Source organism: Amycolatopsis vancoresmycina (genome assembly GCF_000716785.1).
Classification (GTDB): domain Bacteria; phylum Actinomycetota; class Actinomycetes; order Mycobacteriales; family Pseudonocardiaceae; genus Amycolatopsis; species Amycolatopsis vancoresmycina.
Genome location: NZ_JNYY01000008.1, coordinates 261078 through 274361 on the forward strand (window position 1 = coordinate 261078; position 13284 = coordinate 274361).

Genomic DNA, 13284 nt, shown 5'->3' on the forward strand with positions numbered 1-13284 from the left:
TCAGCGCGCGTTGGCCGCCCGGAGCGCGATCCACTGCCGCATGGCGTACTCGACCAGCGTGATCAGCGTCTGCTTCGTCGACTCGCGGTCCCGGGCGTCGCAGCGGACGATCGGGATGTTCGGGTCGATCGACAGGGCCTCGCGCACGTCGTTGATGTCGTGCTCCAGCACGCCGTCGAACGTGTTGATGCCGACGATGTACGGCAGGCCGCGGTCCTCGAAGAAGTCGATCGGGGCGAACGAGTCGGCCAGCCGGCGCGTGTCGGCCAGCACCACCGCGCCGATGGCGCCGCGGACCAGGTCGTCCCACATGAACCAGAACCGCTGCTGCCCCGGCGTGCCGAACAGGTACAGGATCAGGTCCGCGTCCAGGGACACGCGGCCGAAGTCCATCGCCACCGTGGTCGTCGACTTGCCCGGCGTGTGGTCGAGGTTGTCGACCCCCACGCTGGCGTCGGTCATCATCGCCTCGGTGGTCAGCGGCACGATCTCCGACACCGACCCGACGAACGTGGTCTTGCCCGCGCCGAATCCGCCGGCCACCACGATCTTGGCGGAGGTCATGGTCGGGGGCGCGGTGTCCCGCGGTGCCTTATAGCCGACGGAGTCCACTCAAAACCCTTTCCATCAACACCAGATGTGCCTCGGCGCCGTCATTGCCCGTAATCGTCTTGTGCACCGTGACCAGCCCCGCGTCGGCCGCGTCGCTGATCAGCACCCGGGCCACACCCAGTGGCACCCGCAGCGCCGACACGATCTCGGCGACCGAACGGGGGGTCCGGCACTCTTCCATGATCGAGATGCACTCGATCTGCTCCGCGGCCACCTCGGGGAAGCCACCGGTGGCAGCGTAGTCCTTCGCGGAGATCAGTGTCTCCAGCTCCAGGGCGTAATTGGCCTTGGTGCGGCCGCCGGTCAGCGCGTAGGGCCGGACGATGGCCGTCAGCTCCTCGGGCGCGGGCGGCTGCTCGAACACCGCGGGCATCACGAACTCGCCGCTGGGCGGGCCCGGGTCGAACAAACCGCCTGGTCTGGGGCTGTCCCCGTCGGTACTGCCGGGTGGAGAGACTAAAGAGGTCACGCGATCTCCTGGGTCGGCCGACGGCGCGGGCGCCGGCGGTTCCGCGGCCGCGTGCGCACCGGCGGCCGGGGGTGGCGGGGACTCCTTGCTCTTCTTGCGCTTCCGGCGGGCACGGCCGGAATCCAGCGTGAACCCGTTGAGGACGTCGGCGAACGTGCCGTCGTCCCCACGCCCGGCGGGGTTGCGCCCCCCGGGTGGTTCGCCGTCGAATCCGGACCCCGTGCTCATCGCGCCATCATCCCACCGGTTCGCCGATCAGCGACCCACCGGAGCCCTGCAGCTGGGCGCGCAGCTCCGGGGTGAGGATCTGGCCGACCCGGTCGACGAGCATCGTCATCTCGTAGGCGACCTGCCCGATGTCGCAGTTCGGGGCGGCGAGCACGGCGAGGCAGGAGCCGTCGCTGATCGACATCAGCACCATGATCCCCAGCTCCATCTCGACGACGGTCTCGTTGACCGCGCCGGCTTCGAAGCAGCGGGCGGCGCCCTGGGTGAGGCTGACCAGGCCCGAAGCGACGGCGGCGAGCTGGTCGGCCCGGTCGAGCGGGAGCCGGTTCGACGCGGTCAGCAGCAGGCCGTCCGCCGAGACGACCACGGCGTGCGCCACGCCGGGCACCCGCTCCGCGAAGTCGTTCACCAGCCAGCCGAACTGGTTCTGCGTCGGCTGCGCGCTACTCGGCGAGGTCATTCACCCTCCAAGGTCTCGTGGTTGGTCTCGGCCGCCTGTGCGGTGCGGTGGCGTCCGCGCTCGATGCCCTGCTGGAAGCTCCGCAGGCGGCCGCGCACGTCGTGTGCGTCCCGTTGTGGTCGGGGGGCCGTGGCCCCGGTGGACGGTCCGGCGCTGCCCGGAAGCAGCTGCTCCCCGCGACGGCGCCGGGGCAATCCTGCCGAAGTGAAGGTGGCGGGCGTCGACTGGGACACCGCTTGCACCGCGCGCCAGCCGTCGTCGGGGCCGAAGGTCCACTCGGCGGTGGCCTCCACCGCGGATTCTTCCTGCCGTGGAGCTGGGGTCTCGGGAGGTTTCCGGCTGGGGAGCGAGGAGGGCGGTCCGGCGGGACGGCCGTTGGGGACGGGAAGCTGCCCGGACTCGTGGAAGACGGTGGGCGGCTCGCGGTGGCTGGGCTGGGGCAGGCCGCCGGACCGCTTCGGGAGGGCCGTGGGCTGCGCATCGGCCTCGTCCGCCTGCTCGGTCGCGCCGGTCGCGGCGGGCTGCTCGCCGCCTGCGGGCGGCTGCAGGCCGGCGGCGAAGATATCGCCTCGCAGCGCCGGCTGCGGCAGGCCGTTGGCCTGCGGCCGGGGCTGCGGGAGACCGCCCGGCGGCGAACCGACCGGCTGCGACAGACCGTCGCCGAGCCCACCACGCTGCGGAAGACCATTGGACTGCGCCGCCTCCGCGGCCGCTTGGCCACTCGGCTGCGACAGACCGTCACCGAGCCCACCACGCTGCGGAAGACCATTGGACTGCGCCGCCTCCGGCTGCGGGAGCCCGTTGCGGTGCTGCCCGGACTGCGGCACCTCCGCGGCCCCTTGCCGCCCCGGCTGCGGGGTCTCCGCGGCCTGCTGCTCGGATGCCTCCGCCTGCTGCGCCGGGCCGGAATCCTGCACCGCGCCGTGGAGCCCGGCCGTCTCGGTCGTACCCGGCCCGGGCGCCGCAGCCTGCTTCTCCGGCTCCACCGCGCCCGCCGACTGGGCCGTGCCCAGCCCCTGCACCGGCTGGCCGCTCTGGACCGGCTTCGGGCGCTGGGCCGCGGCCTGGCGGGCCTGCCGGGTCTGGCGGCGGCCCCTCGTCACGCCCTGCTGGAAGTTGCTCAGCCGGCTGCGGACGTCCGCCGGGTCGCGGACCGGGAGGTCCGGGCTCGGCGGGGCCGGCTGGGGGAGCTGGGCCGGGGCCGGGGTGGCGCTGCCCGGGAGCAGCTGCTCGCCGCGGCGGCGGCGCGGGAGGCCCGCCTCCGTGAACGCCGTCGGCTCCGCCTTCGTCCGCTCCTGGACCGTGCGGAAGTTCTCGTCGCTCGCGAAGTCCCAGCTCCGGCGCTCCTCCGGGGGCACCTCCTCCGACGCGGACGCCGCCGGCGGCTCCTCCTCGGAGACGGCCGGCTTGTCCTCGCGGAACCACGCCGACAGCATCTCGTCGAAGATCGGTGTCGTCTCCGACCGGTCCGGGGCCGGGGCCGGCGGGGGTGGCTCCTGGCCCGCGGTCGCCTCCTGCCACCAGTCGCTGAGCGTCGTCTCGTTGGCCGTGAACAGGTCCTTGCCCGCCGGCAGGTCGTCCGCGCGCGGCGGCTGCTGCGGCAGCGGGAGCACCGCCGGCACCGGCGGCAGGGCCGGGCGCTGCGGCGGGACGTCGTCGTCCTTCGGGATCGGGGCGAACAGCGCCGTGCCGGAGATCTCCAGATCCGACGGCGGGCGCACGCCGGACAGCCCGGCCAGGTCGCTCGCCGACGGCCAGCGCTCCTCCCCCATCGCCGGCTGCGGCGGCACCAGCGGGCGCGGGCGGGTGGTGCCGTTGACCGGGCGGCGCGGCAGCTGGTTGCCCGCCGCCGGGCTCGCCGGGTGCTGCTGCAGCGCGCCGATCGGGCCGGTGACCGGGCCGTCGGTCACCGGCATCACCAGCTCCGCCGGAACCACGACCGTGGCGCGGACACCGACGATGTCCTTGCCGCCGTGCAGCGACACCCCGATCCGGTGCCTGCTGGCCAGCCTGCCGACGACGAACAGGCCCATCCGCCGGGACGTCACCAGGTCGACCGACCCGGCCTCGGTCAGCCGGGTGTTCGCCTCGGCGACCTCGGCCTCGTTCATGCCGATGCCCTTGTCGAGGATGTCGATGTTGAGCGAGCCGTCCTCGCCCAGCCGCGACGCCACGGTCACCGAGGTCTCCGGCGCGGAGAACGCCGTGGCGTTGTCCAGCAGCTCGGCGACCAGGCGCATCAGGTCGCTCGCCGCGTAGCCGACGATCCGGGCCGGGGGCGGCGGCTGCACCTGGACCCGCTGGTACTGCTCGATCTCGGACACCGCGGCGCGCAGCATGTCGGTGGTGCCGACCGGCTTGCCGGACCGGCGGCCCGGCTCGGCGCCGGAGAGCACCATCAGGTTCTCGTTGTTGCGCCGCATCCGGGTGGCGAGGTGGTCGAGCTGGAACAGCGTCGCCAGCTGGTCGGCGTCCTCCTCGTCCCGCTCGAGCTGCTCGATCAGCTGCAGCTGCCGCTGCACCAGGCTCTGGCTGCGCCGCGACAGGTTCACGAACACGCTGCCGTAGCCGGTGCGCATCGCGGCCTGCTCGGTCGCCAGCCGCAGCGCCTGGTGGTGCACCTTGTCGAACGCCCGCGCCACCTCGCCGACCTCGTCGTCGGTGTGCACCGGGACCGGCCGGACGTCGGTGCCCTGCGCGCGGCCCTCCTGGATGTTGCGGACCGCCTCCGGCAGCGCGGTTTCGGCGACGTCGAGGGCGCTGCGGCGCAGCACCTTCAGCGAGCGCAGCAGCTGGCGGGTGATGAGGAAGACGACGGCGACGGCCAGCACCATCGCGGCGAACAGCAGCACCGCGAGCAGGCCGGCGCCGCTGCTGGACTCGTCGACCAGCTGCGCCGCGGTCGCCGAAGCCGCCCCGCCCAGCCGGTCGGCGACCTGGCCGATCTGCGTGCGCATCGCCGCCGAGGCGCCGGCCCAGTCCGGGGCCGACAGCGCGCGGAGGGCGTCGTCCACGCCGCCGGCCGGCGCGTTCAGCACCGTCTCGACCATCCGGGCCCGGCTCTGCGCCTGCGTGCCCTCCGCGATCGCCGCGAAGTCGCGCTGCAGCGTGTCGCCCGCCGCGGAGCGGAAGTCGACCAGCCGGTCGGCGAGCCGCAGCTCGGCGGCGCGCAGCGTGGCCAGCTCGCTCGGGCTCAGCGCGGCGCGGCCGATGCCGTAGGAGACCAGGGCCTGGCTGAGCGACACCTGCTCGCCGGCGACCAGCAGTTCGTGCAGGCCGGCGGGGGTGCCGCCGAGGGTGCCGTCGCCGGCGCCCGCGGTGACCGCGGTGTCGAGGCTGATCAGGGAGCCGGTGAGGGCGGCGTACGCCGAGATGGCCTGGGCCGGGTCGAGCTGGCCGCCGTCGACCTGGCGGCGGAGGAAGCCGAGGTTGCCGAGCTGCGCCGTGGCCGCGCCCGCGGCACCGGACACGCCGGGCTCGGTTTCGGCGGCGCGGGCCTGCTCGGCGGTGAACGGGCCGATCGCGGCGTCCGTCGCCGTGCGCGCCGCGGCCAGCTCGGGGGTGCCGCCGACGGTGCCCGCGGTCAGCATGGCCGAGGTGACCGTGCGCTCCTGCTGCAGCGCGCCGGTGAGGGCGCGCACGCCGCCGCCGAGCGCGACGAGCCGGTCGAGCCGCTGGTACTCGCCCGAGCGGCCGACCTGCGCGGCGATCGTCGTGATGCCCAGCACCAGTGCCAGGACGATGGGCACGACCGTGACGGCCGAAAGCTTGACGGGCAGGCTCCAGTCGCGCCACTGCACGAGCGCGTGCCACACGGCCTTCCCCTTGGACCGCCGGGGCGCTCGGCCGAGCAGTTCCCCGACGGGCACCTGACCTTCTCCTGCAACGGTCACGTGAGTGACTCCCTGTCCGGCGTCATGGATCCGCGTCGGCGGCGCGGCGTCCCGGTTCGCAGCGGGCCGGCGGACGGCCGTGCCGCCCCTGCCCTGCCGCTTCCCCGGCGCCCTCGCTCGTCCCCGGCCGCCCCGCCGTCCGCGCGCCCGGCACCGGGCAGGCACCGTCCCGCCGCCCCGTGCCCGGGACTCTGCACGTGCATGTCGCAAGTTGCGTTGTGCACGGTGATCGAGATCAACTTTATCGGTGCCAATCGATCGCTGCGGTCAGCTGGGCCAAAGAATCGTACCCCCGATGCCCGGACGGTCAATTTTCTTCCCCACTCGCCCGCTGACCTGCGAAAAGTGCTTTCGCGGCCGGACCGGGACGGCACCATTCCCCCTTGCCGGCCCCGAAGCGGGAATTCCGGTTACCGGACGCGGGGGCCAGGAGCATCCGGTCGTCACCCGATTAGCCCAGACAGGGTAGCAGCGTCCCTCGGACGATCTACACTCCGTACCACCAACGGGTGGGTCAAGGCTCAAGGTGTGCCCGATGTTGTGGCGTTGCGCGCCGCTATCCCACGACCCGGTGATTTCTGACAGAACATCGCCCTGACCAGTGGATCTTCGTCGCCCGACCCCCGTCCGGGGACACCGACGGGTTGGCCACGACTCCCCTTTTGACTACATTGCGTAACCAGCTTACCGAGCCCTTGCTATTCGTTAGCCCGTTCGTCGTAGCGAATAGCGAAGACAACAACGCGGCGTCACAATTCTTTTCCCATTGCCGAGGTGCTCCCCCACCCTTCTCGGCGACCGGCGCATTCGACGCTTTCGACAGGAAAACGAATACCGCCCGGGCGCTGCGCCCCGGCCGGTCCGGCCGCCTTCGGCATCGGCCGGATGGCGTAGTTACGATGTGCCCTCGCAGTCCGCAAGGGCGGCCGGGCGCACCTGCACACACAGGCGCCCGGGGTCCGCCGCCACGGAGGCACTCTGCCGGAGGCACCCATGTACGACGTAGCGCGGCCATCGCCGGGCAACGCCCTCGAGGAGACCGGCGTGATGCCGGCCCTGTTCCCCGGGGACGGACCCACCGGTCCCCCGCCCCACCGGGCCGCCGCCCGCACCGGCCCCGACTACCCCGCGATCCAGGCCAGCCCCGAGTTCGCCTCGCTGCGCCGCCGGTTCCGCGGCTTCGTCTTCCCGATGAGCTTCGCCTTCTTCGCCTGGTACATGACGTACGTGCTGCTGGCCGCCTACGCGCACGACTTCATGAGCCGCAAGGTCTTCGGCCAGGTCAACGTCGGCATCGTGCTCGGCATCGGCCAGTTCGCCAGCACCGCGCTGGTCACCTGGCTCTACCTGCGCTACGCGCGCCGCCGGCTCGACCCGCGCATCGCCGAGCTGCGCGCCCGCGCGGGCCTGCCGGACGGGGCGCGCCGGTGACCGCCCTCGCCGCGGGCGGGGTGCCCGCCAGCGACCCGATCGTCAACACGGCCGTGTTCGCCCTGTTCGTCGCGATCACGCTGTACGTCGTCTACCGGGCCGGCGCCCGGAACTCCTCGACGGCGGACTACTACGCCGCGGGCAGCGCGTTCACCGGCCGCCAGAACGGCATCGCCCTCTCCGGCGACTTCCTGTCCGCCGCGTCCTTCCTCGGCATCGCCGGCGCCATCGCGATCCACGGCTACGACGGGTTCCTCTACTCGATCGGCTTCCTCGTCGCCTGGCTGGTCGACCTGCTGCTGATCGCCGAACTGCTGCGCAACACCGGCCGCTTCACGATGGGCGACGTGCTGAGCTTCCGGATGAAGCAGCGCCCGGTCCGCGCGGCCGCGGCGACGTCGACCCTGGTCGTCTCCTTCTTCTACATGCTGGCGCAGATGGCGGGCGCCGGCGGCCTGGTCGCGCTGCTGCTGAACGTCCACTCCAAGCTCGGCCAGGCGCTGGTGATCGGCGTCGTCGGGCTGGTCATGGTGCTCTACGTGCTGGTCGGCGGGATGAAGGGCACCACGTGGGTGCAGATCATCAAGGCCACCATCCTGCTGCTGTGCGGCGCGCTGCTGACGGTGTTCCTGTTCGGCAAGTTCGGCTTCTCCTTCTCGAACCTGCTCTCCTCCGCGGCGCAGAACAGCCCGCTCGGCGACAAGCTGCTCGAACCGGGCGGCTCGTACGGCAAGAACGACACGACCAAGCTCGACTTCGTGTCGCTGGCACTGGCGCTGGTGCTCGGTGCGGCGGCCCTGCCGCACGTGCTGATGCGCTTCTACACGGTGCCGAATTCGCGCGAGGCGCGGCGGAGCGTCGTCTGGGCGACGGCGTGCATGTTCCTCTTCTACCTGTGCACGCTGGTGATCGGCTTCGGCGCGGCCGCGCTGGTCGGCGCGGACGAGATCAAGAGCGCGCCGGGCGGCGAGAACTCCGCGGCGCCGCTGCTGGCCCTGCACGTGGGCGGGACGCTGCTGCTGGGCGTCATCGCGGCGGTGGCGTTCGCGACGATCCTCGCGGTGGTGGCCGGGCTGACGATCACCGCGTCGGCTTCGTTCGCCCACGACGTCTACGCCAACATCTTCAAGCACGGCAAGGCCGAGCCGGCCGACGAGGTCCGGGTGGCGCGGCTGACCGCGATCGCGGTCGGGGTGCTGGCCATCGCGGGCGGCGTGCTGGCGAACGGGCAGAACATCGCGTTCCTGGTGGCCCTGGCGTTCGCCGTGGCGGCCTCGGCGAACCTGTCGACGCTGCTGTACTCGTTGTTCTGGAAGCGGTTCAACACGACCGGCACGCTGTGGGGCATCTACGGCGGCCTGATCGCGTGCCTGCTACTGGTGCTCTTCTCGCCGGTCGTCTCCGGTTCGCCGGACTCGATCTTCAAGGGCGTCGACTTCGCCTGGTTCCCGCTCAAGAACCCGGGGCTGGTCTCGATCCCGTTCTCGTTCCTGTGCGGGTTCGTCGGCACGCTCGTGGGCCGGCCGAAGGCGGACCCGGAGAAGCAGGCCGAGATGGAAGTCCGTTCGATGACCGGGATCGGCAGCTGACCCCCTGGACGGCCTGCGTCACGCGCGCAGGCCGTCCAGGATCACGGTCAGCACCAGCTTGCCCTCCGCCGGGCTGCAGTTGCGCACCGCCATCCCCGCGCCGTGCCCGAGCCGGAGCACGTCCGGTGCCGAGATGTCCGGCCGGATCAGGCCCGCGGCTCCCTCGACGAGCACCCCGACCGCTTCGCGCAGCCGTTTCTGGCAGTACTGGAAGGTCTCCGAGCCCGAGTCGATCGATTCCTTGAGCAGCATCGCCAGCTTGTACCGCTCCACGACCCAGGTGACCTGCTCCCCCAGCCAGGTTTCCAGGGCGTCCCACGGCGGCAGTTCGCCGTGCAGGACGATCGCGCGGTCGGCGAGCACCGTGATCTCTTCGCGGTAGACCGCTTCGAACAGCTTCTCCCGCGTCGGGAAGTGCCGGTAGAGCGTGCCGGCTCCGACACCCGCCTTCTTGGCGATGTCGTCGAGCGGCACGTCGGCGCCGTGCGTGGTGAAGAGCTCCCTCGCCGTCGCGACGATGCGCTCGTAGTTGCGCCTCGCGTCCGCCCGCATCGGACGCTCCGCATCCGGCATCCCGGCCTCCTCAGCTTCAACCGGAGAGATTCTCCGAATTCACTTGCGCATCCGGAGACGCTCTCCATATTATCGCGTCGTACCAAGTGGAGAAACTCTCCGCTTCTCTTCGCGCTCCTTGGGGGAGTATCCCTTGTCCCAGCAGACGCTCCACCCCGCGCCGGTGGCCGCGGTCCCGCGGCGCAGCGGCCTCGTCCTGGCGATCATCCTCACCTGTCAGCTCATGCTCGTCCTCGACGCGACGGTGATGAACGTCGCGCTCCCGCGCATCCAGTCCGACCTGGGCTTCTCCGCCACCGGCCTGTCCTGGGTGATGACGGCCTACAGCCTGGTCTTCGGCGGCCTGCTGCTGCTCGGCGGCCGGGCGGGCGACCTGTTCGGCCGCCGGCGCATGTTCGTCGCGGGCATCGCCGTGTTCACCCTCGCTTCGCTGGCCGGCGGCCTGGCCGGCTCGGCCGCGCTGCTCATCGCCGCCCGTGCCCTGCAGGGCGTCGGCGCCGCCATGGCCGGCCCGAGCACCCTGGCGCTCATCACGACGACGTTCACCGAGCCCAAGGCCCGCGTCCGCGCACTGGCGCTGTTCTCGGCGATGTCCAGCGGCGGCTTCGCGATCGGCCTGATCGTCGGCGGCCTGCTCACCGAGTGGTTCTCGTGGCGGGCCGCGCTGTTCATCAACGTCCCGTTCGGACTGGCGATCGCCGTGCTCGCCCCGCGGTTCGTGGCCGAACCCGAACGCCGCCGGGCGCACCTGGACCTCCCGGGCGCGATCACCGGCACCCTGGGCGTCGGCGCGCTCGTGTTCGCCTTCACCCACGCGGCGTCCGACGGCTGGGGCAACCCGGTGACGCTCGGCTCGCTCGCCGCCGGCTTGGCACTGCTCGCCGGGTTCGTCGTCCTCGAAGCCCGCACCGCGCTGCCGCTGGTCCCGCTGCGGCTGTTCGCCGAACGCAACCGCAGCGCGGCCTACGTCAACTTCTTCCTCGCGCCGATGGCGATGATGTCGATGTTCTTCTTCCTGACCCAGTTCATGCAGGACATCCGGCACTTCGCCGCGCTGGCCACCGGGTTCGCGTTCCTGCCGATGGCGGCGCTGATCTTCACGATGAGCCGCCTGGTGCCGCGCCTGCTCCCCCGCTACGGCCCGAAGCCGCTGGCCCTGACCGGCTCGGTGCTGATGGTGGCCGGCGTCGGCTGGCTAGCGCTGCTCACCACCGACAGCACATACTTGCCGGCACTGCTGGGGCCGCTGCTGCTGATGGGCCTGGGCGGCGGGCTGGCGTTCGCGCCGCTGAACGTGATCATCATGGCCACCGTGCCGCCCGAGGACGCGGGCGCCGCCGGCGGCGTGCTGCAGACGATGCAGCAGGTCGGCAGCACGCTGGGGCTGGCCGTGCTGGTGACGGTGTTCGGCTCGGCGACCCGGTCGGCGGCCGCGGCGGGCACCACCGGACCACAGCTGGTGGTCGACGGCATGACGTCGGCGTTCTCGACGGCCGCGGTGATCGCGGCCGGCACGGTCCTGGTGGCGCTGACGTTCCGCCGCGCTACAGCTTCTGCCCGGCCTTGACCTTGTGCGTCACCCGGCGCTCGACGAGGAACGAGACGAACGGGACGCACCCGGCGAGCAGGACGAGCACGGTGCCCTTGATCGACCAGCGGGCCTTGATCGCCAGATCGATGGTCAGCACCAGGTAGATCATGTAGAGGACGCCGTGGATCGGCGAGTAGACGGCCGACGGCGTCGGGTTGTCGAAGCCGTACCGCAGCACCATCACGAAGCAGAGGCCGAGCAGGCCGACACCGGTGACGTAGGCGGCGGTGCGGAACCGGACGAGCGGGCCGTCGAGCGGCACCGCGGTCCGGGCGCCTTCGGTGCTGGTGGTCATCGGATCGTCGTCCTCACTCTGCGGCCTGCTGGTCGCGGGCGTTGAGCTCGCGCAGGTAACGGTTGTACGCGGCCAGCTCCTCGTCCTCGTCCGTGACGGTGGTGTCCGGGCGGGGACGCGGAGCGGGCACCTCGGCGACGGGAGCCGGCGCTTCGGGGGCGGGTTCGGCCTCCGCCTTCTGGCGCAGCTTGCGGATCCGCCAGAACATGAAGGCCGGGAAGAGCCCGAACAGCGGCCACTGCAGGACGTAGCCGAGGTTCTGGAAGGTGCCGTTCGCGGAGGTGAAGCGGTCCCACTGCCACCAGGCGAGCCCGCAGCAGACGAGCAGGCTCACCAGGCAGGTCGCGAAGATCGCGATCCGCCGTCCCCACGGGGAGGCAGCCGGTGGCGGGGAAGCTGGCACGCCCCGACGCTAGCACTGGGCACCTGAGAGACGACGCCCGACCGCGGCGCGGGTGGCCCGGCCCACCCCGAAGGTCGCGAATGACTCATTCGGGACTTCCGACGTCCCGAATGAGTCATTCGCGACATCTGCCCTCACCGCGCTCGCGCGAGGTCACCACGGAAGGCGGGGACCTCAGCCCTGCTTGCGCACCGACTGCGCCGCCTTGGCGTACCCGTCCGCCAAGCCGAACACCTTCTGCGCGTACTCCGTCGAGTTGTTGTACGAGAGGATCCCCGCCCACCAGCCGCTCGGGCTCGCCATGTCGCGGCCGCCCGCGCACAGGTAGCGCGCCGCCGCCAGGGCTGCGTCGTCGATCTGCTGGGGGTCGCCGAGGCCGTCGCCGTTGCCGTCGGAGGCCCACTTGCGCCACGTGCTCGGGATGAACTGCATCGGGCCCACCGCGCGGTCCACGCCCGCGTCGCCGTCGTAGCGGCCGCCGTCGGTGTCGCCGATCGCCTGCACGCCCGCCGAGCCGTCCAGCGGGACGCCGATGATCGGCTTGGACGGGCGGCCGTCCGCGCCGAGGACCGCGCCCGCGTATTGGCCGTGGTTGGACTCGATGCGGCCGATGCCCGCCAGGGTCGCCCACGAGATCTTGCAGGACGGCTGGTCCGCGCGCATCGCCAGCTCGGCGTTGCCGTAGGCCTGCATCGCCCGGGCCGGGACGCCGGTGACCGCGGCGACCTGGGCCGCCCACTGCGTCAGCGTGGCCGGGCCCGTCTCTCGCGGGCGGGCCTGCTGCGGCGATGTCTGCTGCTCGGCCCCGCCCGCCACGGCTCCACCGGCCGGGGCGACCGAGCCCGGGCGGACGTCGGCCGCCTTGACCTGCAGGGCGGGGATTTCGGTGGTCGTCGGGCTCGCTTCCGGCGTGGCCGCGCGGGTGACGAGCCAGATCCCGCCGCCGGCCACGGCCAGCACGGCGAGGACCACGATCAGCCGGGTGAGCACGGCCACACCCCCGGAGCGCGGCGCCGGTGCCGGTGCGGCGGGGGCGGCTTCCTCGGCGTCGGCGCCGATCGGGTCGTCCTCGGTCTTTCCGGTCCTGGTGCGCACGAAACTCCGGTCCTCCAGCGTGGTGTCGACGAACTGTCAACGAGCCCGCGCAGGTTAGCGTTACGCGGGCCGTCCCGATCGTCTCACCTCACCGGGTCACCCGGCCGGGTGGAAAACCGTCTCGTCAGGCGGATTTCTGCTGCCGCGCGAGCCGCGCCACGCACCAGGCCGGGGCGCTGCCGCGGCGCAGGTGCTGCAGAACGGTCATCGGCCCGAGCCGGCGGCTCAGGTCGGACGGCGCCAGCCCGGCCGCCCGGTAGTCGAGGGCCCGCTGGTCGAGCGGGCTGATGCCGGCGTCCCACCACTCCTCGGCCTCGGCGACGCCGCCGACCATCTGCCACCAGCCCGCGGCGGCGGTGAGGAGTTCTTCGGGCACCTCCGGCAGCCGGCGGCGCATCGCTTCGAGGTAGCCGGGGTCGGCCGACTCGACGGGGACGAACCGGGACTGCCCGGTCCGGGCGCGCTGGCCGGGAATGCCCGGGGCCTGCGCGGGTGCGTCGGCCAGCCACGCGGACGCGATCCGGTCGACCTCCTGCTCCTCCGGGGTCTGCTCGCGCTCGGCGGCCCACTGCCGGATCAACGCGTCCACTCCGGGATCTCCGGTCATCCCTGCCTCCTTGGTAGGTCCCCGACGGACAGGTCCTG

12 protein-coding genes are annotated in these 13284 nt (G+C 72.4%); 3 read left to right on the forward strand and 9 right to left on the reverse strand.

Going from position 1 to position 13284, the window contains the following annotated elements; translation table 11 throughout:
- From OO60_RS21015 to OO60_RS21030, 4 genes are read right to left on the reverse strand one after another with little or no spacing between them, the layout of a single operon-like run.
- Entirely contained in the window at positions 1–612 is a 612-nt protein-coding gene (locus OO60_RS21015) for a GTP-binding protein (RefSeq protein ID WP_033261921.1), read from the reverse strand.
- Positions 593–1309, reverse strand: a complete 717-nt coding sequence (locus OO60_RS47820; protein ID WP_240490909.1) for a DUF742 domain-containing protein — start codon at positions 1307–1309, stop codon at positions 593–595. The genes OO60_RS21015 and OO60_RS47820 overlap by 20 nt, the downstream gene beginning before the upstream one ends.
- Before the next feature lie 7 nt (positions 1310–1316).
- Complete coding sequence (locus OO60_RS21025) at positions 1317–1769, reverse strand: roadblock/LC7 domain-containing protein (protein ID WP_004561253.1); 453 nt, start codon at positions 1767–1769, stop codon at positions 1317–1319.
- On the reverse strand, positions 1766–5638 hold the full coding sequence (locus tag OO60_RS21030; RefSeq protein WP_033261922.1) for a sensor histidine kinase: 3873 nt from the start codon (positions 5636–5638) through the stop codon (positions 1766–1768). The genes OO60_RS21025 and OO60_RS21030 overlap by 4 nt, the downstream gene beginning before the upstream one ends.
- A gap of 1017 nt (positions 5639–6655) precedes the next feature.
- Between OO60_RS21030 and OO60_RS21035 the strand changes: the two genes are divergently transcribed.
- Together OO60_RS21035 and OO60_RS21040 are read left to right on the forward strand one after the other, a co-directional pair.
- Positions 6656–7093, forward strand: a complete 438-nt coding sequence (locus OO60_RS21035; protein ID WP_004558939.1) for a DUF485 domain-containing protein — start codon at positions 6656–6658, stop codon at positions 7091–7093.
- A complete protein-coding gene (locus OO60_RS21040; protein ID WP_004558940.1) occupies positions 7090–8682 on the forward strand; it encodes a solute symporter family protein in 1593 nt (530 codons plus the stop codon). Before OO60_RS21035 ends, OO60_RS21040 begins: the two co-directional genes overlap by 4 nt.
- Before the next feature lie 18 nt (positions 8683–8700).
- Here the strand turns inward: OO60_RS21040 and OO60_RS21045 are convergent, their stop codons facing one another.
- Entirely contained in the window at positions 8701–9255 is a 555-nt protein-coding gene (locus OO60_RS21045; protein ID WP_004558941.1) for a TetR/AcrR family transcriptional regulator, read from the reverse strand.
- A 133-nt stretch (positions 9256–9388) separates the two neighbouring features.
- Between OO60_RS21045 and OO60_RS21050 the strand changes: the two genes are divergently transcribed.
- Positions 9389–10822 carry an MFS transporter gene (locus OO60_RS21050; RefSeq protein ID WP_004558942.1) on the forward strand — a complete coding sequence of 478 codons (1434 nt, stop codon included), beginning with the start codon at positions 9389–9391 and terminating at the stop codon, positions 10820–10822.
- Here OO60_RS21050 and OO60_RS21055 read toward each other — a convergent pair.
- From OO60_RS21055 to OO60_RS21070, 4 genes are all read right to left on the reverse strand, one after another.
- Positions 10800–11141 (reverse strand): DUF3817 domain-containing protein, encoded by a 342-nt coding sequence (locus OO60_RS21055; protein ID WP_004558943.1) that lies wholly within the window; start codon positions 11139–11141, stop codon positions 10800–10802. The genes OO60_RS21050 and OO60_RS21055 overlap by 23 nt on opposite strands.
- Positions 11142–11154: 13 nt before the next feature.
- Positions 11155–11544 carry a hypothetical protein gene (locus OO60_RS21060; protein WP_420835579.1) on the reverse strand — a complete coding sequence of 130 codons (390 nt, stop codon included), beginning with the start codon at positions 11542–11544 and terminating at the stop codon, positions 11155–11157.
- Between the two features lie 174 nt (positions 11545–11718).
- Positions 11719–12639, reverse strand: coding sequence for a lytic transglycosylase domain-containing protein (locus tag OO60_RS21065; protein WP_004558945.1), 921 nt, complete (start codon positions 12637–12639; stop codon positions 11719–11721).
- A 124-nt stretch (positions 12640–12763) separates the two neighbouring features.
- A complete protein-coding gene (locus tag OO60_RS21070) occupies positions 12764–13246 on the reverse strand; it encodes a hypothetical protein (protein ID WP_033261923.1) in 483 nt (160 codons plus the stop codon).
- Positions 13247–13284 lie beyond the last annotated feature (38 nt).

Bases quoted from the DNA above. Each gene is read 5' to 3' on its own strand.
- OO60_RS21035 (WP_004558939.1), top strand. From the start codon at position 6,656: ATGTACGACGTAGCGCGGCCATCGCCGGGCAACGCCCTCGAGGAGACC.
- OO60_RS21070 (WP_033261923.1), bottom strand. From the start codon at position 13,246: ATGACCGGAGATCCCGGAGTGGACGCGTTGATCCGGCAGTGGGCCGCC.
- OO60_RS21045 (WP_004558941.1), bottom strand. From the start codon at position 9,255: ATGCCGGATGCGGAGCGTCCGATGCGGGCGGACGCGAGGCGCAACTAC.
- OO60_RS21025 (WP_004561253.1), bottom strand. From the start codon at position 1,769: ATGACCTCGCCGAGTAGCGCGCAGCCGACGCAGAACCAGTTCGGCTGG.
- OO60_RS21055 (WP_004558943.1), bottom strand. From the start codon at position 11,141: ATGACCACCAGCACCGAAGGCGCCCGGACCGCGGTGCCGCTCGACGGC.
- OO60_RS47820 (WP_240490909.1), bottom strand. From the start codon at position 1,309: ATGAGCACGGGGTCCGGATTCGACGGCGAACCACCCGGGGGGCGCAAC.